The sequence below is a fragment of the Fodinibius salipaludis genome (assembly GCF_002287075.1).
GTDB lineage: Bacteria > Bacteroidota > Rhodothermia > Balneolales > Balneolaceae > Fodinibius > Fodinibius salipaludis.
The window spans coordinates 112,687-130,605 of the sequence record NZ_NSKE01000008.1; the positions used below are offsets into that span (position 1 = coordinate 112,687).

The 17,919-nt window shown below is 41.5% G+C and carries 18 protein-coding genes; 8 read left to right on the plus strand and 10 right to left on the minus strand.

Annotated features, from left to right (window positions below; all coding sequences use genetic code 11):
* Positions 1 to 9: 9 nt before the first annotated feature.
* Positions 10 to 486 carry an Lrp/AsnC family transcriptional regulator gene (locus CK503_RS11905; RefSeq protein WP_095607045.1) on the minus strand — a complete coding sequence of 159 codons (477 nt, stop codon included), beginning with the start codon at positions 484 to 486 and terminating at the stop codon, positions 10 to 12.
* Positions 487 to 688: 202 nt separating this feature from the next.
* Here CK503_RS11905 and serS point away from each other — a divergent pair, with 202 nt between their 5' ends.
* The 4 genes from serS (at position 689) to CK503_RS11930 (ending at position 4,688) form a co-directional block, all read left to right on the plus strand.
* Positions 689 to 1,963: a serine--tRNA ligase gene (gene serS, locus CK503_RS11910; RefSeq protein ID WP_095607046.1), complete on the plus strand. Its 1,275-nt coding sequence runs from the start codon at positions 689 to 691 to the stop codon at positions 1,961 to 1,963.
* A gap of 39 nt (positions 1,964 to 2,002) precedes the next feature.
* A complete protein-coding gene (locus CK503_RS11915; protein ID WP_095607047.1) occupies positions 2,003 to 2,764 on the plus strand; it encodes a DUF432 domain-containing protein in 762 nt (253 codons plus the stop codon).
* A 24-nt stretch (positions 2,765 to 2,788) separates the two neighbouring features.
* A complete protein-coding gene (locus CK503_RS11920) occupies positions 2,789 to 3,670 on the plus strand; it encodes a mechanosensitive ion channel family protein (RefSeq protein ID WP_095607048.1) in 882 nt (293 codons plus the stop codon).
* A 304-nt stretch (positions 3,671 to 3,974) separates the two neighbouring features.
* Complete coding sequence (locus CK503_RS11930) at positions 3,975 to 4,688, plus strand: DUF72 domain-containing protein (RefSeq protein WP_095607050.1); 714 nt, start codon at positions 3,975 to 3,977, stop codon at positions 4,686 to 4,688.
* A gap of 24 nt (positions 4,689 to 4,712) precedes the next feature.
* Here the strand turns inward: CK503_RS11930 and dusB are convergent, their stop codons facing one another.
* Positions 4,713 to 5,705 carry a tRNA dihydrouridine synthase DusB gene (dusB, locus tag CK503_RS11935; protein WP_095607051.1) on the minus strand — a complete coding sequence of 331 codons (993 nt, stop codon included), beginning with the start codon at positions 5,703 to 5,705 and terminating at the stop codon, positions 4,713 to 4,715.
* A 123-nt stretch (positions 5,706 to 5,828) separates the two neighbouring features.
* Between dusB and CK503_RS11940 the strand changes: the two genes are divergently transcribed.
* The gene (locus CK503_RS11940; protein ID WP_095607052.1) at positions 5,829 to 6,926 is read left to right on the plus strand and encodes a DNA-methyltransferase; all 1,098 of its coding nucleotides are present in this window, start codon (positions 5,829 to 5,831) and stop codon (positions 6,924 to 6,926) included.
* A 9-nt stretch (positions 6,927 to 6,935) separates the two neighbouring features.
* Here CK503_RS11940 and CK503_RS11945 read toward each other — a convergent pair whose 3' ends face one another.
* The gene (locus CK503_RS11945) at positions 6,936 to 7,517 is read right to left on the minus strand and encodes an MjaI family restriction endonuclease (RefSeq protein ID WP_095607053.1); all 582 of its coding nucleotides are present in this window, start codon (positions 7,515 to 7,517) and stop codon (positions 6,936 to 6,938) included.
* A 207-nt stretch (positions 7,518 to 7,724) separates the two neighbouring features.
* Between CK503_RS11945 and CK503_RS11950 the strand changes: the two genes are divergently transcribed.
* From CK503_RS11950 to radA, 3 genes are all read left to right on the plus strand, one after another.
* Positions 7,725 to 8,801 (plus strand): class I fructose-bisphosphate aldolase, encoded by a 1,077-nt coding sequence (locus tag CK503_RS11950; RefSeq protein WP_095607054.1) that lies wholly within the window; start codon positions 7,725 to 7,727, stop codon positions 8,799 to 8,801.
* A 167-nt stretch (positions 8,802 to 8,968) separates the two neighbouring features.
* Positions 8,969 to 10,051, plus strand: coding sequence for a lysylphosphatidylglycerol synthase transmembrane domain-containing protein (locus CK503_RS11955; protein ID WP_255233409.1), 1,083 nt, complete (start codon positions 8,969 to 8,971; stop codon positions 10,049 to 10,051).
* Positions 10,052 to 10,066: 15 nt separating this feature from the next.
* Entirely contained in the window at positions 10,067 to 11,431 is a 1,365-nt protein-coding gene (radA, locus tag CK503_RS11960; protein ID WP_095607055.1) for a DNA repair protein RadA, read from the plus strand.
* A 37-nt stretch (positions 11,432 to 11,468) separates the two neighbouring features.
* Here radA and rpsU read toward each other — a convergent pair whose 3' ends face one another.
* From rpsU to CK503_RS11995, 7 genes are all read right to left on the minus strand, one after another.
* Complete coding sequence (gene rpsU / locus CK503_RS11965; protein WP_095607056.1) at positions 11,469 to 11,663, minus strand: 30S ribosomal protein S21; 195 nt, start codon at positions 11,661 to 11,663, stop codon at positions 11,469 to 11,471.
* 117 nt (positions 11,664 to 11,780) lie between these two features.
* Complete coding sequence (locus tag CK503_RS11970; protein WP_095607057.1) at positions 11,781 to 12,407, minus strand: hypothetical protein; 627 nt, start codon at positions 12,405 to 12,407, stop codon at positions 11,781 to 11,783.
* 39 nt (positions 12,408 to 12,446) lie between these two features.
* Positions 12,447 to 13,163 carry a hypothetical protein gene (locus CK503_RS11975; protein ID WP_095607058.1) on the minus strand — a complete coding sequence of 239 codons (717 nt, stop codon included), beginning with the start codon at positions 13,161 to 13,163 and terminating at the stop codon, positions 12,447 to 12,449.
* A gap of 88 nt (positions 13,164 to 13,251) precedes the next feature.
* Positions 13,252 to 14,094, minus strand: coding sequence for a TIGR02757 family protein (locus CK503_RS11980; RefSeq protein ID WP_095607059.1), 843 nt, complete (start codon positions 14,092 to 14,094; stop codon positions 13,252 to 13,254).
* 114 nt (positions 14,095 to 14,208) lie between these two features.
* A complete protein-coding gene (gene mutY / locus CK503_RS11985; RefSeq protein ID WP_255233410.1) occupies positions 14,209 to 15,303 on the minus strand; it encodes an A/G-specific adenine glycosylase in 1,095 nt (364 codons plus the stop codon).
* A gap of 36 nt (positions 15,304 to 15,339) precedes the next feature.
* The gene (locus CK503_RS11990; protein ID WP_176466306.1) at positions 15,340 to 16,899 is read right to left on the minus strand and encodes an Ig domain-containing protein; all 1,560 of its coding nucleotides are present in this window, start codon (positions 16,897 to 16,899) and stop codon (positions 15,340 to 15,342) included.
* A 4-nt stretch (positions 16,900 to 16,903) separates the two neighbouring features.
* Positions 16,904 to 17,878: an NAD-dependent epimerase/dehydratase family protein gene (locus tag CK503_RS11995; protein WP_095607061.1), complete on the minus strand. Its 975-nt coding sequence runs from the start codon at positions 17,876 to 17,878 to the stop codon at positions 16,904 to 16,906.
* Positions 17,879 to 17,919: the final 41 nt, after the last annotated feature.

Here is a 17,919-nt window from a genome sequence, read left to right on the forward strand (position 1 = left end):
AAAAGAGATTTATTTGGGATCGATCGTCTTTTCAATAGGCAGTTCATTTGTTTCTTTAAAACTGCTGAGAACAACATTTGATCGGCTTTTGCTAACTCCATCCCACGATTGAATTTTAGAAAGCAATTGTTCAAACGATGATGTGTTTTCTGTTCGAATTTTTAGGATATGTGACCCGTCCCCGGTTATTGAATGACATTCCAGAATTTCCGGTTCTGCTACCGCATTTTCAATAAAGATGGGATAATTATCCGAGCCGTCCACTTCTACAAATACGAATGCTGTAATATCAAATTTGAACTTTTTAGAATCGAGAAGTGCAGTGTATCCTTTTATTAAATCCTTTTCTTCCAGTTTGCGCATCCTTTCTGATACTGAAGGAACTGACAGGTGAACAATTTCTGCCAGTTTGTTGCGCTGCGACCGTCCATCTTTTTGGAGATGGTTTAATATTTTAATATCAATTTCGTCTAATCCTTGAGCCATAATCTGTAAAATGTCCTTAATTTTCTATTATTATTTTAAAATAGCCTAAAATAATTAGGAATTCAAGCTCTATGGACGGCTTTGCCGGAATTTTTTTAGTGATTATAGAAAGAAGTCATTACAAGGATTTTGGGTTCAAACCTTTCGTTTAACTCCCTTATCTTTAGCCAAACTATCAACGAAATTTCAAACACATTACCCGATGTTAGACGTCACTTTTATCAGAAATAATCCCGATTTAGTTAAGCAAGCGATGAAAAATAAGGGAGAGGAGAATCCCCAGATTGTTGATGAAATTATCAGTATTGATGAACAGTGGCGTTCACTTGTGGAGGAGACGGATAACCTGCGGAATGAAAGCAATACCAAGGCCAAGAAAATTGGTGAGCTAATGGGGCAGGGTAAAAATGAGGAAGCCCAGGAGATTATTTCTTATACCACCGAACTAAAGGAACAAATACAGGAAAAGGAAGATAAGCTTAGATCACTGAAGACGGCGCGCGAAGATCTCTTGCATAAAATTCCTAATGTGCCGCACGAGTCGGTACCTGTAGGACAAACGGAAGAGGACAACGAGGTTATTAAAACGTGGGGAGATCCCAATAAAGAAGACTGGCGCAAGCCCCACTGGGAGCTGGTCGAGGAGCAGGGTTGGATTGATTTTGATCGGGGTGCTAAAGTAACGGGAGCGGGGTTTCCATTTTATGTAGGTCCGCTGGCCCAGCTACAGCGCGCGCTGATTAACTACTTTTTGAATAGAGCTGCCAAGGCAGGTTATACCGAGTTGCAAGTGCCCTATTTTGTGAATGAAGATTCCGCGCGCGGTACGGGACAAATCCCCGACAAGGAAGATATGATGTATGAGATTCCGAGGGATGAGTTTTTTATGATCCCTACGGCTGAGGTCCCGGTAACAAATTTTCATCGCGACGAGATTTTAGAAGATGAGCAGCTGCCGCTTTATTATACGTCTTATACGCCTTGCTGGCGGCGTGAGGCAGGCTCGTACGGAAAAGATGTACGAGGATTAAATCGGCTGCACCAATTTGACAAGGTTGAGTTGGTAAAAATAGTTCATCCTGAAACAGCTTATGATGAGCTGGAAACCCTGCGCGAACATGCCGAGTCACTGCTGCAAGAATTGAATATCCCGTATCGTACTTTGTTAATGTGTACCGGAGATATGGGCTTTACGCAATCAAAAAAGTACGATCTTGAAGTATGGAGTCCGGGTCAACAGCAATGGCTGGAGGTGAGTTCCTGTTCTAACTTTGGGAGCTTCCAGGCGCGACGTATGATGATTCGTCGGCGTAAAGAAAATGGAGACACCGAAACTGTGCATACGCTTAATGGATCCGGCTTGGCATTACCCCGGGTTGTAGCAGCTATTTTGGAGATCTATCAGCAGAAAGATGGCAGCATTAAAATTCCTGAAGTCTTGCAACCGTTCATGGGAACAGAAATGATTTCTGAATGAGCTTTCCTTTTAATTTTTAGATAACAAGAGCTACATTTTATGGGAGAATCTCAAAGTATTTGGGGCGATAGAACCTTAGAATCAGATAAAATGGAGTCTGTCTCCATCGGGAATCTTCATCTGTGGATCCTTTTTAAAGACTCCGACCTTTGGATCGGTTATATACATGATGAAACCGAAGAGAGAGAAATATCGGAACCACCCAGAGATTTGGATTGGATTCGGTGGGCGATGGAAGGGGAGGTGCAAAATATTCGTCTTGTGCCCGTATTCCCCGATTTACCACTGGTAGTTAAATCGGAGTACACCTTGAAGATAAGGTCGAATTCGAAGATTCAGGTTTTTGCAAGAATGCCAATTTGGGTTCGGGTTGTAATTCCCCGAAGTAATTTTCAGCTAATAGAGGTGCCAATTATTCCGCTTTCCCGAACCTGGTTCGGGATTCCGACCGAAGGAGAGCTTTGTTATCATGCTACTACTAAAGCCCGGAGAGATTTATCAAAAATTGATCCCAAACCACATTTGGTAAATTGTCCTATACTAATATCGAATAAATCGGAAGAAGATCTCATATTTGAGAACTTTTGTTATCGCGTTGAGCGCTTGGGTATTTACCAACACAAAAATGAATTGTGGGCTGACGAGACCCAAATTATTTATCAAGGCGAAAGCTTGAATAGTGAAGTTGTCATGACGGGGAAATTACCTAAGGGAATTACTAAAAAGCAATTATTAACGGAACCCCGAAAGAAAATACAGAAAAGCCTGGCAACGCGTACTTTTAAGCGTCTTTTTGACTAATTTCAAAACTTTAGGAATCAGATCATGGATTTTCCACAGGATCTTTTATCAACTATTACTGATTATATTTCTACAGAGACATTTCAGCTGCTTGTTAAGGTAATACTGATCATTGTTATTACCCTGCCGTTATTACTTATCCTGCGAGGATGGGCTAAGCGCTTTTTTACAAAAAAGTATGCTCCACACTACGGTATGCTTGCCGGCAAAATTGTGTTTTATTCCGGATTGATACTTATGCTCATAACCATAATGGGACAGTTGGGTATTAGCCTGGCTCCTTTGTTAGCGGGGGCCGGTATAGTTGGTATAGCACTTGGTTTTGCCTCTCAGACAAGTGTGTCAAATATAATAAGTGGTCTTTTTCTAATTGCCGAGCAACCGTTTAAGGTTGATGATATTATTAGTGTGGGAAATACAATAGGCTTTGTGATGTCAATTGATGTGCTTTCGGTTAAGCTTAGAACCTTTGATAATATGTTTGTACGTATTCCCAACGAAACTATTATCAAAACGGAAGTAACTAACCTGACACGCTTTCCGATTCGGCGTTTTAGTGCCAAGGTGTCCGTAGCGTATAAAGAGAATATTAATCAGGTACGCGAAATTTTGATGGATGTAGCAGAGAAGAACCAATATTCACTTAGTGAGCCTGAGCCATCTATTATTTTCGATGCCTTTGGTACCTCTTCCATAGATCTAAGTTTTAGAGTGTGGGCTCCTGTCGATGAATGGATTTTGCTTAAAAATACGATTCAGGAAGAAATTAAAGAGCGGTTTGATGAGGAGGGAATAGAAATACCTTTTCCCCATGTCTCACTGTATTCCGGATCAGCCAGTAAAGCTATACCCTTTGAACTGGTCTCTGGGGCAGAAAATTTACAACAAGATGCCGATCAGGAATAATATGTTGAGTTATAGTAGCTCTGTTTGAACGCTTTGTAGATGAAGTATATACCTAATGCCAAAAGGGCAATGATGATTACAGTGCCCCAAAAAATATAGGCCAGACAGGGGAGTATAATAATACAGAGAATACCAATGATGAACCGATATGGATTAGAATAAAAGCTGTAGGCATTGAGTCCGGTAACGAGTAAACGCAGAATTCGATTAACCATTGGGTCAGTTTTTCTTTTGGATATCTTGCAAATAGGCTTACGATTTACAGAGGCAATTGATTCAGTAATAATCCAGTGTAACAGGTATTATGTCTGATTTATTTATTGGCACCAGCGGTTGGTCATATAAAGGGTGGGGCAATTTTTACCCAAAGGATATCCCCCAAAAGGATTACCTTAAATATTATATCAGGCATTTTAATTCTGTGGAGGTTAATGCAACGTATTACAATCTGCCTACTGAAAAGGCAGTAAGAAATTGGAAAGAAACAGCTGACGATAAATTCCATTTTTCTGTAAAAGGTCATCGTCGTATTACTCACTACAACAAAATGAAAGATATTGATGACCCTTTAAATCAATACTTAAGTCGTATACGGAGACTGGGCGAGTCTCTTAAGACAATCTTTTGGCAGTTTCCGCCCAACTTTAAAAAGAATGCCGAGCGGTTAGACTCTTTTTTAGAAAAGTTGCCCGAGGATCAGCAATTCGCTTTTGAGTTCAGGCATACTTCGTGGTTAGATGAGGAAGTGTATAATTTACTTTCAGATAAAAATGCCGCAATTGTTTGGCATAGCTCAGGCAAATTTCCGAATGATTGTACCCCTACAGCAGACTTTATCTATATCAGATTTCACGGACTTACGGGGTACCGGTATAACTACAAAAAATCGGATTTAGAGCCCTGGGCAGAAATTATACAAAAACAGTTGGAGGAAGGGCAGGATGCACAAATCTATTTTAATAATCCGGGAGGCAACGCTATTGAAAGCGCCCAAATGATGCGAAATTTACTCAGTTAATCCAGTCTATTTTCGGGAAATAAGCTATGATGCCACTGCCAACATCTCCTGCTCTTTAAAGTTCATGAGCAAGTCAATAATAGGATCCATTTCTGACTCCTTCATGATCTCGGCACGCAGTTGACGACTGTTACGGATTCCTTTCAGATACTGCCCATAATGTTTTTTCATGATGATAACACCATATCGTTCCCCGTGGTGATCAACCGACCGTCGCAGCTGTTCTGCACACAGATCAACGCGATCCTCAATCGTGGGTTCAGGTAATAATTCGCCGGTGTCGATATAGTGGCGCGTACGGTCAAAAATCCAGGGATTACCGATCGCACCGCGGCCAATCATAACACCGTCAACGCCGGTTTCGTCGAACATACACTTGGCGTCTTCAGGCGAAGTAACATCCCCATTACCAATAATAGGAATTTCCAGACCGGGGGTGTCTTTAACATATTTCAGATAATCCCAGCGAGCATCGCCCTTATATTTTTGGTTGCGGGTACGGGCATGTATGGCAAGAGCCTTAATACCGACAGACTGCAGACGCAGGGCTACTTCGCGAATTTTAATTGTTTTATTATCCCAGCCCAAGCGGGTCTTGGCTGTAACAGGGACATCGCCAACAGCATCAACAACACTGGCAGCCATCCGCTCCATCATATCGAGATCACGGAGACATCCTGCACCGGCCCCCTTTTTGGCAATTTTATAAACCGGACATCCAAAATTGATGTCAATGATATCGGGATTTTCTTTTTCGGCCGTTTGGGCTGCATCTTCCATTGCTTCTTCACGTCCGCCAAAAATCTGTACGCCGAACGGACGCTGTTCCTCAGTAAAATCCATCTTGTGCAGTGCCTGGTCGTTGTCGCGCACAATTGCTTCCGAACTAATAAATTCGGTATATACTACAGCGGCTCCTTTACGACGGCAGATGGTCCGGAATGGGGAATCCGTTACATCCTCCATAGGAGCGAGTAGAATGGGGTTATTCCCGAGATCGATGTCACCTATTTTCACAGTGGAATAAGTATTGGGTTAAATTTGAATTAATTAATATAAGAAGTTTGACAGTAAACGTCGATAAGTTCCTATAATTGATATATTTTGAACTCAAATGAATGTGAGCTAAAAAAATATGATATGGAAACCACGCATAAAGTCTTATTTGGCAATGCCAAAACAATGAAAGTTGATGACAATTCAGTTGATTTGGTAGTAACGTCTCCTCCATATCCAATGATTGAAATGTGGGATGAGCAATTTTCAAATATGAATCCCCAAATAGAGAAAGCTTTATATAATTCAGATGGAAGTCTTGCTTTTGAATTAATGCATCAACAATTGGATGTTATTTGGAAAGAACTGTATCGGGTACTAAAGGAAGGAGGCATTGCTTGTATTAATATCGGAGATGCCACACGTAAAGTAGGAGATGATTTTCAGTTATACTCCAATCATGCACGTGTTGTAAAGGCATTTATTGATATTGGATTTAGTAACATGCCAAATATTTTATGGAGGAAGCAGACCAATGCTCCCAACAAGTTTATGGGGTCAGGGATGATGCCGCCAAGTGCTTATATAACATTGGAGCATGAATATGTGCTTGTTTTTCGTAAAGGTGGAAAGAGAAGTTTTTCATCAGATGAGAAATCGTTGCGAAGAGAAAGCGCTTATTTTTGGGAAGAAAGAAATAAATGGTTTTCTGATCTTTGGGAATTTAAAGGGATTCTACAAGATTTGGCTGATAAAAGCACAAGAGAAAGGAGTGGAGCATTTCCTTTTGAGCTTCCATACCGGTTTATCAATATGTTTTCTATAAAAAAAGATACTGTGCTTGATCCCTTTTTAGGGACAGGGACTACTTCTCTTGCTGCTCTTTGCACGGGTAGAAACAGTATTGGATATGAAATTGAAGAAGGTTTTAGAGATACAATTTTTTCTTTGTTGAACAATGATAGTATCAACATGCTAAATGACCGTATTCGGAAACGTATTTTAGATCATAAGGAGTTTGTAAAATCCCGATTAGCTGAAAAAGGTGATAATGCTTTTAAATATGAAAATGATCATTATGATTTTCCTGTGATTACAAAGCAAGAGAAACCCCTATTATTGAATTATTTAAAGACAATTGATCGGGAATCTAAAGATACGGTACAGTGTAAATATTTTGAAGAGGCCATGTTTGACTATCCTAAAGAGGGAACCCTTTTTGCAGAAGTGGAGCATGGATAGCAAAGGTTATTAAAAGTCATATTTGAATTTGATGCAGGTTTTTAGCTTTTCATAATAAACGATATCTACATCGATTTGCTCAGTTAATCCCTTTTTAACTCGATAGGATGTTGGTTTAATACTAATGGGTTTATCACCAATATAGCCGTCAATACCTTTTGACTCATCTTGAGGAGTAGCAGGAGAGAAAGGTTTATTTTTCGATTCTGCAATTTTCTTTAAAATTGCTTCCTGAAAATTGAGCCCAGAGTAAGTATTGGCAATAATTAATTCCTCAACCCATGCTCGTATCATCTCTTCATCTATTTGTTGCATGGCTTCAGATAATTTGTCAATCATCTCAGCAATTTTTTGAGTTGCCTTATCAATAGCATCGGGATGTTTTTGATTATACCATTTTCTCCATTCTTCCAAACTATTTCCATCAAATTCTTTTATAAGCTCAGTCATTTGGCCAACATACTTTGGCCGTGTAGCTTGTGAGTTTTGGTTAGCAAGGTTCATTAACTGAGTTGTATATTTAGGAAAATTTGGAGCATCAGTTACAATTGCTTTTTTAAGTTCGCTGTTTTTAATTTTGCCTTCTTTCATAATATTGATATTTGATTTAGTGATGCTTTAGAAATTTAAAGGCTTGTATGATATTGATTAGGAGGGCGAATATAAAAGTTTAATATTGCGACACTAATATTAGCAATATTTAATTGCTGATATCAACGTCGAAAATTGTTATAATAATCTTGACTTATATTTACCTTTTAAAACAAAATAATTTTAGTTAAACCCGGGAGCTACGCTATGGCTTTAGCAAAAAAAAGTATTGAAGAGTTACTTGGTGATGAAGCAGAAGATCTGCTAACACACGAGTGCGAGACTATTTCAAAAGACAAGTTGCATTTACCGAGCCCAACATATGTTGATGATATGCTTGGTGGATCTGATCGAAACCCACGTGTGTTGCGAAGCTTACAGACTTTGTTAGATAACGGTCGATTAGGTGGAACAGGATACCTGTCCATTTTGCCTGTTGATCAAGGTGTTGAGCACTCGGGCGGAGCTTCATTTGCGCCTAATCCTGATTATTTTGATCCGGAGAAAATTGTGAAACTTGCTATTGAGGGAGGATGCAACGGAGTGGCATCCACATTTGGCGTGTTGGGATCTGTTGCTCGTAAATATGCTCACAAAATTCCTTTTATTGTCAAAATCAATCACAACGAGCTGATGACCTACCCCAATGAGTACAATCAGATTATGTTTGGCTCGGTTGAGCGTGCTTTTGATATGGGAGCTGTTGCCGTAGGAGCGACAATTTATTTTGGATCCAAAGAATCGAGCCGGCAAATTCAGGAAGTGTCCAAGGCCTTTGAACGGGCACATGAGCTGGGAATGGCTACTATACTTTGGTGCTACACACGAAACTCAGCCTTTAAAGTAGATGGTGAAGATTATCATGCAGCCGCTGACCTTACCGGTCAGGCGAATCATTTAGGTGTTACCATGCAGGCGGATATCATCAAACAAAAACAGCCAACAACCAATGGAGGGTATAAGGCACTTAATATGGGTGATTCTTCATACGGTAAGTTGGATGAAGATATTTATGATAAGCTTTCCAGCGATCATCCCATCGATTTAACACGCTACCAGGTGGCCAATGACTATATGGGGCGCGCGGGGCTGATTAACTCGGGTGGTTCTTCTGGGAAAAATGATTTTGCCCAGGCTGTACGTACAGCTGTGATCAACAAGCGTGCCGGTGGAATGGGACTTATAAGTGGTCGAAAGGCATTTCAGCGTCCCATGGAAGAAGGCATTCAATTGTTGAATTTTATTCAGGATGTTTACCTCGATGACGATATTACGGTAGCATAACTATTCTACCTGTTTTTAGGCCTTATGGAGGTTTTCCATAAGGCCTTTTTTATGAAATGAAAACAATCTAAATTCGTTTTGTGGAGTAGATCACGTGTTTTCGTTGATTTATAGCACGTCCCCAGAGATAGAAATAGATACTTAATTCTACTGTAGAACTACTTTTTTTGTCTAATAAAGAAGAGCACATACAAGAGGATCCAAACCGGTATTTTTCTAAAAAATATCTCTTTATTTCTATTGGGCTTAGTGTAGCAACCATGGCATTTGTCATTTGGCTCACTTATACGCCCGGAGTGTTAACTCACCTTAAGGCAAAGAGGCTGCCCGGACTTATTATTGCAATTGTTGTCTCTTTCATGCGATTGGGGTTTTCAGCTGCAAAGATCAGGTATCTATCGGAAAAAGTGCTTGACTGGATGGGATCGTTCAGAGTAATGCTGAGTTGGGATTTTACGTCTTCGATTACACCGTCGGTTGTAGGTGGAGCGCCCATGGCCACTTATGCAATGACAAAAGAGGGATTCAATTTCGGACAATCTACGGCTATCATGCTTTTTAGCCTGCTCCTTGATCAGCTTTGGTTCGCTTTGGCTGTGCCTATTTTATTGATTTCGGGAATTTTCTTCGAGGTAGTTCCCAGTAATACCGGATTTATTGGCCATGCTTCAATGATGTTGCTATATATTGGTTTATTAAGTTATGCCGGTTTGATGGCCTACGGCGTGCTCAAAAATCCCAATGCAATTCGCAAGGTTGTACACTGGTTATTAAAGCTTCCATTTTTACGTCGTTGGAAAGATACTGTTGCCGGTGAGATTGATAACCTTGTTGAGTACGCCCACGAACTCCGTAAGAAACCCAAAAGCTTTCTGCTCAAGGCATTCTTTCTCTCCACCATGTCGTGGTTGTGCAGGATTGCCCTGCCGACTATTGTAGTGCTGAGTTTATTGCCTGCTGATGTTATCTTATCGGTTCTGCGTAGCCTGGCAATGAATCTTGCCTTCCTTATTATGCCGACTCCGGGAGGCAGTGGTGGTGTTGAGGGATTGTTCGCCATTTTCCAAGGACCGCTTATGGATCGTAAGGCCTTTATTGGATTAGCCGTTTTTGCCTGGCGGGTTATCAGTTATTATATCAGTATCGGTTTGGGAATGATGGCGACAACTTGGTACATCAACCGTTCCATGGTAGATACGCTGAGTGATGAGGCGGCCAAAGAAAAGATTGAAAGCGATTTACCATCCTAAAATAAAGCATTATTTATGCCTAAAGATCGGATACAATATGTTTGTGGGGACTGTGGACACACTTCGACTAAGTGGTTGGGGAACTGTCCCAACTGCGGCGCGTGGCATACGTTTAAGGAATTTACGGTGGAGCGAAAGACGAAGTCCGAAAAAGAGCATAAAGGCAAAGTTGATGGAATTGAGGATTCTCAGCCGCCGCAAAAGCTCGACGATATTGATATGGATTCCCAAGAGCGGTTTTTGAGCAATATCCAAGAGTTTGATCGCGTGTTGGGCGGTGGGTTTGTCTCCGGATCTTTTGTGCTGATTGGTGGTGATCCCGGCATTGGGAAAAGCACGCTCACGCTACAGATTGGAAAAGCACGACCCGATTTAGAGATACTCTACTGTGCAGGAGAGGAGTCGGCGGGACAAATAAAACAGCGCGCAAAGCGATTGGGCGTCAGTTCAGATAATTTCTATATCTATACTGAAACCGATATCAATAAAGTGCTTAAAGAAGCACAAAAACTGGATCCGGACCTATTAGTTGTTGATTCTATTCAGACAGTTTATCGTACCGAGCTGACGAGTATGGCAGGCAGTATACAACAGGTCAAGGAGTGTGCTGCGCTGTTGCAGCAGCTGGCTAAAAAGCAGGATATCACCACGCTGGTGATTGGTCATGTAACGAAGGAGGGAACTATTGCTGGTCCGCGCGTGCTGGAGCACATGGTTGATACCGTGCTTCAGTTCGAAGGTGACAGCAATTATAACTACCGGATGTTGCGTAGTATTAAAAACCGATTCGGTCCGGCGCAGGAGGTGGGAGTCTTTGAAATGAAGGAATCGGGCTTGGAAGATGTACTAAATCCATCCCAGCTGTTTCTTTCGGAGTATAACAGCAAGGTGAGTGGTAATGCTGTTATTTGCTCGATTGAGGGTTCTCGTCCGCTTTTGGTGGAAGTACAGGCATTGGTAACGCCCAGTAACTATGGAACGCCGCAGCGCACGGCTACGGGTTTTGACTATCGTCGCTTGTCGTTATTGCTTGCGGTGTTAGAAAAGCGGGGCGGCTATCAGTTTTCAGGGCAGGATGTGTATCTGAATATAGCGGGTGGACTGAAAGTGAATGATCCGGCCGCTGATTTAGGAGTGACCATGGCACTGGTATCCAGCTTTTTGGATAAACCGATTTCTAATAAAGTCGCATTTTTAGGTGAGGTGGGATTGGGAGGAGAAGTGCGTACGGTAAATAAAATTGATCATCGGCTGACAGAGATCAATAAATTGGGGTTTGGTCATGCAATTATTCCCCAATCGAATGTCGTAGAGAGTAATAATGATCTGAAAACCAGTGGGGTTACCAATATTTCATCAGCGATAAAAAAAGCTCTTTAGCATAAGCTAAAGAGCTTTTCAAGATCGCAATATATTTTTAGTACTGGTTGCGCTCTCGTCGGCGTTGTTCACGGATACTTTTCTTCAAAGCCTCGCGACGTTCTTTCGAAGGCTTGGTATACTGTTGATTCTCTTTGTATTCGTTGAGAATACGTGAACGTGCAACCAGTTTTTTGAACCGGTTAACGGCTCGATCAATGCTCTCGTTATCTTTTACTTTAACTCCAACCATATAATATAAATTGTTTTGCTTTCAATTCTCGGACGCGAAATATAAGGATTCTTTTGTAAATGTACATACCTATAACAAAGAAAAATTATAGATCATTTCTACCACTTTGTAGTAGTTTTAGTAAACAGTAATATTTATACCAACTGAGAACTCAAAGCCTGCACCATAAAAGTGATTTTTCCCTTTGGCATGATATGACCGTACTGATCCATTCTCCCACCGATCCGTAATTTCAGTAACGGTTCTTGTATGACTTGAGATAAATCGGTACCCGGCTTTAGAAATAAGAGAAATATAATTGGAGATTTGCCAATCCCATTCCAGATAAGGTTGTAATGCCTCTTGATATTCCTCTTCCAGTGTTGCTCCCAAAACAACATCATTTTGATACCTGCCCAATTTAAAACGCCCTAATTCTACGCCGGTTTTAAACCAGTGAGATTTTCCTTTGTACATAAAATAGGCGGGGCTAATGCCATAAGAGTAATCTATGGTGCTGTTTCGCCCCGTTGTGATAAACATTCCCAGCTCAACAGGTGCAATATCGGGCTCATGAATGAGGAGTTTAAATGCAGTTGAAGTGGTATTCGAAAATGAATTGTTATTAATTTCAAATGTAGGCTGATACGATTGCGCGAGACCTATTTTAAAATATCTTTCGTTTTGGTCTTGTTCTTGTGCATAAGTAAAGATTGGAATGATTATTAGAAAAAGTAATAAGGTAAAGGCATGCAAGTTCTTCATTATAAATTAATCCTTATTATTTAGGACCGTTGTTCATCCCTAAAAGTTAAATAATACATTGAAAGTGAGCGTACCTGTTGAATGCTCGTGGGTAAAATTATACCGCAGTCGATATTGAGGCTTGGCTGTAATAGAAAACGATTCGCCGATATTAAATTTCGTATCTAATCCCAACTGCGGACCGGCGACAAAGCCATCAAATCCCTGCCGTAAATTTGCTGATGAATATACTGGAGGTCGATAACTTCCAATTCCTATCAGTGCGCCAATATTTGGGAAGAAGGTGATAGCTTTTGATATGCTTAGTGGTTTATACAGTGATGATACTCCTAAAGCGGATGTCAGAGAAGGATCTTGCGGTGCTTCATATCCTTCTAAATTGAGATTAATGGCCTGATACATAGATATTTCATTGCGTAATAGCACTCCGTTTTTCCAATAACTGGTTTGTCCCGCTGTGAGGCCAAGGTTGAGAATAGAAAGTTGTATTGTGGACGCATCCATTAGAATATTTGATTCAGTGTTTAATAATTCGGAATGCAGGCTCAGATCATATCTGTTGTTAAATCGATACCCAATGGCCGGACCAATAAGTTGCGTATCTTCAAAAATACCGCCCCGCAGATACAAAGATTCTACCACCGGAGTAAAAAAGCCCGAATCATCTTCATAGGTAGTTTGACCTTGTGTAACAGTTGCGGTAGTTAACAGGACAAAAAATAGGAGGGTCGTAACAGTGATTTTCGCACATCTCATGTTGATGATATTTTGGGATAAATAAGTAGCGTCTGTTTAATAATTAATGGTTTTTAAATATTAATAAATTCGAGAGGGAGGAGAAAGTTTAATCCAGCACTATCGGATTCTTGATAAACTTTTCAGGGATTTCATCTTGGTTTATCCCCAATCCAAACAACGCATAATCGTATTTGGCAGGATCTTGGGGATCTAACAGTCGAAGTGCTTCGGTAAGTTCTTGCACTGCCCACCAGTCGTTATATGTTCTGGAGAGTAATCCCAGCGCTCGGGCCTGGCGTGCTACGTGCACATCAAGTGGAATCATGAGTTCCGATTGCGGCATAAAATTCATTAGCCCTAAATCAACAGGACTGTTATTGCGCAATGCCCACCGGAGAAAAAGATAAAGCCGCTTGCATGAGCTTTTTTTATCGGCATTTGATACATGTTTTCGCGTACGCTGTGGTGCTTCGGGATGTTGGGCAAAGAACTGTTCATGGAATACGGACATCAATGGACGCTCATTTTCGGAAGCGTTTTTATGGCATGACGCCCAAAAATCCTCAAAAGAGCCGTACTGCGATAGGATGGTTTGCAGAATTTTTACCAGCCACTTCATATCGATAGGCTTGAAGGTTCGGTGTTTGAATCCCTCGAAACGCTCAGCATCACGGTCAGAAAAGTTGACAATAAAGTCGGTGGGACGATTATCCATTCGATTCAGAAAGTCACGCACTTTTCGAATAACGATATCACGGCGTCCCCAGGCCATGGTTGCTGCAAAAAAACCGGCTAAAAGCTGGTCTTCCTTTTGATTAAAAGCATGCATAAATAGGATGGGATCATCATCGATATACTCGGTCCGTTCGATTTTTTCTACCCATGCATCCAGAAAGGGTTTTAGTTTTTTAATCTCGTCGGGTGATCGTTTTTGAAGCTCTGGTGGCATTTAACTTATTGAAGTTAGTGTCATGATGAACCCCGATGTAGCGGGACAGGCTTTGTTTCTGCATCTGGAACAATAAATGACAGATCTTGAAATGAATTCAAGATGACATGACAATTATATTTTCAGCTCCTGCTGACCTTTATCCAAATTCATCAGCTTTTCGGTAAGTTTACGGTTAGCTTTCGGAAATGGATAATCTTTGAGTTCGTCGATAGCAATCCAGCGGATTTCTTGGCTTGATTTCGGTTTGGGTGTTCCATCCACCAACTCACATAAATAAGCATGCAGTGTAATTTTAAAATGAGAATACGCATGGTCGAGCTTCATAAACGGTTTCGAAATTGAAACAGCAATATCTAACTCTTCCTTAAGCTCGCGTTTAACGGTGTTTTCCATCTCTTCGTCCTCTTCCTGCTTTCCGCCCGGGAATTCCCACATGCCGCCCAGCATCTCATCGTCAGGGCGTAGGGCAATGAGAACTTCTTCATCTTTATTCATCACAATGCCTACGCCAATATGATGGTGCGGACGTTTTTTGGCGGATGACTTATAAGGTATTTCTTCAGTTTTTGCAGTTTTGTAAGCTACACAATTCGCTTGTATGGGACACTCCTCACAGGTGGGGTTAGAGGGCGTACAAATTGTTGCACCCAGTTCCATTACTGCCTGATTAAAATCCCCGGGACGTTTTTCTGAAATAAGCTCATCCGCAGCATCCTGTATGGTGTTTTTTGTAGATGTACTTCGAACATTATCCTCAATTCCCAGATAGCGACTAAGTACCCGAATCACGTTGCCGTCAACAACAGCATGCTTTTTTTGATAAGCGATACTAAGCACGGCCGATGCAGTGTAGGGGCCCACGCCTTTAAGTTCAGTAATGTCATCCCAGTTATCGGGAACGTTGCCATCGAACTCATCAACTACGAGCTTTGCCGCAGCATGCAGGTGTCGAGCACGGCTGTAATAGCCGAGTCCCTCCCATACTTTTAGCACTTCCTGCTGATCGGCTTTAGCCAAATCTTGTACTGTGGGAAAGCGATTCATAAAACGATTGAAATAGGGAGTAGCCTGATCCACACGGGTCTGTTGTAGCATAATTTCAGAGACCCATATTTTGTAGGGATTACCACAGTCGCGCCAAGGCATCTCACGCTTGTTTTGATCGTACCAATCCAACAAGAGGTTTTGAAATGTACCCTTTTCCAATAGTTTGTTACTTCCTAAAAGTTAAAATGATCTGTACTAATTGTCGGCTTCTCCGCTGCGGGGATTCTCAACAACATTAATAGTAATGTCGATTGATTTTGCTGACCCATACTGATCAGTTGCAATTACCCGGAATTCATTTTTACCTATTTGGCGCGGAGTAGGCGACCATGTAAATTCGCCCGTTTTCTCGTCAATTGAAGCCCCCTCGGGTAAGTCTACGCCTAAGTACCGAATCAGCTCGCTGTCGCTTCCGTCCGGATCGGTTGCTTTAATGGGTAACGAAAATTCTTCATTGATTGGAATACTTATCGATCGTATAGGCGCAAAACGTGGCGGTGAATTAAATGATGTAACTTCAATATTAACACTGGTGCTGTCCGTTTTACCACTGTTTGTTGAGGCGATAATTTTAACGCGATGGTTCCCAACATCATCAGCCGTGGGTTGCCAGTAAAAACTCTGTCCACGTATTTCGCCATGTGTGATGTCATCAGATTGATAAGAAATCTGAACTGCATTGGCCGGAACATCCTGCTCAAATCTGATGGGAAACAAAAGTGGTTTTGTATGTGGAACTGCCTGGTTGGAAATATCTTTTAGTGAAAGCTCACCGGAATAGTTTTGAGTTAATTCGGAATTGCCGTCATTATCAGAACTACCGGGTGTCGACGTTATAATCCGGCTAAGCTTATTATACTCCGAAATCCATAGGTCATCCTTTGTTACCGTAAAGTAATTTCCGGCATCTTTGTCTTCTTTCCACAGATCGGGACTTCTATTTTGGTATGAGGTCCACACCCTGTTAGAGTTTCCCTGGATAATGAGCCAGTTTTTCCATGATTCTAACTTAACTATAGGTTCGTCAATGCTACCGAGTTTTGAGGTGTTGCCGGAGCTGTCGAGCTCGTATATATTACCATTGTTGTCCGAGCCGTAAACAGTATTATCAATCAAAAATATTTTACTTACATCTTCGGAGAGCTCCAGCTCTTTTGCCAGCGATAATTGCCCGTCTTCATAGTCAAAATGATAGAGCTTTTGTCTGGTTGCAAGAGCAAAAAGCTGATCGTTGGAGGCTTCGAGATCAACAATATTTTCTCGACTCAAGCGAGAACGCTCCACATAATCCATTGTAGAATCAACTGCGGCAGGCGTACGCAGCGAAAGCTTTCCCAAGCCCTTATCACCAAGAGCAACATATAAATTATTGTCAATCCGTTTAGCGTCCCGCGGATTGGCGGGCAATAGGGTAGAGGAATAAACGCCCAATACGGAAGTGGGTTCCAAAACTGTAAGTCGCCGGCTGTCGCCCCAAAGGTATGCGAATCGGATATCAGCCGTCATAGTATTACCCCGCTGTTCCATGCCGGTGGATGAGTAGAGCCACTGCAAGGTATCCTGCTGGGTACGAAATACAGCCATACCTTCGGTATCAGACAGAATATAAACATGGGCAGCGGAACTGCCGACCGTCATAGTTGATGGAACTTCTAAAACATATGAAAAATCTTTTTGCAAGGTCGGTTGTGCCTGTACATTTAGCGCAATGCAAAACAGTAAGCCGATAAAAAAAGTAAATAGTTTGTTCTTCATAAATTTATAGCCAGTGATGTTTTTGATACCAATGGATGGTACGTGAAATCCCTTCACCAAGCGAGTATTGCGGGGTATAACCGAGTTCGCGGTGTGCTTTTTCATGGGAGCACGTCCATTCTAATATTAATTCCTTTGCTTTTTCCCTGTTAAGAACGGGATACATTCCAAAAAATGATGCAGCTTTTTCCACTGTACCCGCAATGGTTTTGACAAGTTTGGGTTTTACGTAAATGGGTAACGCTTTTTTACCTAATACCTTAGAGGTAGTTCCGCGAATTTGATTCCAGGTGTAAATTTCCGGTCCTGATATGAAATACGTATGCACCCCTTTGGCGGTTTGATCCACCGCTTTTAAAATCCCATTAATGACATCTCCCACGTAGATCATCGAAATTCTGGGATGCTCACCGTCACCGATGATAGGACAAATTCGATTGTTGACCATCTTAAAGAAGCTATAGATTTGATCTTCGCGCGGGCCGTAAACTGCGGGCGGACGTAAAATAGTGATAGAGGTGTTTCCATTTGATACCTCGTGAATGACTTCCTCCATTTCTTTTTTGGACCTCCCATAGTTACTAATGGGATTCATGGGTTTGTCTTCGGTAACGGGTTCGTCTTCACTGGGACCGGCCGCAGCTAATGATGATAGTACCACTATTTTAGGAACGCCTTCTTTTTGGGCAATACGTAGGAGGTTTTCGGTTGCATCTACATTAGCACGTTTGAGCTCCTCATAGGTAGGTGCTTTTACGCGTCCGGCAATATGAAAAATAACATCTACATCTTTAACTGCTTTTTTAAGCACAGGCAGGTCATCCAGGTCTCCGTGCACGCGGGCAAAATCCTTGTCCTTAAGCCATTTTTCATTATTGCGAATGAGGCATAGTACCTCAGAATAGTCGTCAGAATTGATTAAAGTATCGGCCAGATGACTTCCAATAAAACCTGTGCCGCCGGTTACGAAGGCTTTCATCAAATTTTGTATATTTGGGGGCTAAATTAAACTGTGATTGT

Bases quoted from the DNA above. Each gene is read 5' to 3' on its own strand.
- CK503_RS11995 (WP_095607061.1), bottom strand. From the start codon at position 17,878: ATGAAAGCCTTCGTAACCGGCGGCACAGGTTTTATTGGAAGTCATCTG.
- CK503_RS11990 (WP_176466306.1), bottom strand. From the start codon at position 16,899: ATGAAGAACAAACTATTTACTTTTTTTATCGGCTTACTGTTTTGCATT.
- CK503_RS11945 (WP_095607053.1), bottom strand. From the start codon at position 7,517: ATGAAAGAAGGCAAAATTAAAAACAGCGAACTTAAAAAAGCAATTGTA.
- CK503_RS11920 (WP_095607048.1), top strand. From the start codon at position 2,789: ATGGATTTTCCACAGGATCTTTTATCAACTATTACTGATTATATTTCT.
- radA (WP_095607055.1), top strand. From the start codon at position 10,067: ATGCCTAAAGATCGGATACAATATGTTTGTGGGGACTGTGGACACACT.
- CK503_RS11980 (WP_095607059.1), bottom strand. From the start codon at position 14,094: ATGCCACCAGAGCTTCAAAAACGATCACCCGACGAGATTAAAAAACTA.
- serS (WP_095607046.1), top strand. From the start codon at position 689: ATGTTAGACGTCACTTTTATCAGAAATAATCCCGATTTAGTTAAGCAA.
- rpsU (WP_095607056.1), bottom strand. From the start codon at position 11,663: ATGGTTGGAGTTAAAGTAAAAGATAACGAGAGCATTGATCGAGCCGTT.
- CK503_RS11930 (WP_095607050.1), top strand. From the start codon at position 3,975: ATGTCTGATTTATTTATTGGCACCAGCGGTTGGTCATATAAAGGGTGG.
- CK503_RS11950 (WP_095607054.1), top strand. From the start codon at position 7,725: ATGGCTTTAGCAAAAAAAAGTATTGAAGAGTTACTTGGTGATGAAGCA.
- CK503_RS11940 (WP_095607052.1), top strand. From the start codon at position 5,829: ATGGAAACCACGCATAAAGTCTTATTTGGCAATGCCAAAACAATGAAA.
- CK503_RS11970 (WP_095607057.1), bottom strand. From the start codon at position 12,407: ATGAAGAACTTGCATGCCTTTACCTTATTACTTTTTCTAATAATCATT.
- CK503_RS11915 (WP_095607047.1), top strand. From the start codon at position 2,003: ATGGGAGAATCTCAAAGTATTTGGGGCGATAGAACCTTAGAATCAGAT.
- CK503_RS11905 (WP_095607045.1), bottom strand. From the start codon at position 486: ATGGCTCAAGGATTAGACGAAATTGATATTAAAATATTAAACCATCTC.
- CK503_RS11975 (WP_095607058.1), bottom strand. From the start codon at position 13,163: ATGAGATGTGCGAAAATCACTGTTACGACCCTCCTATTTTTTGTCCTG.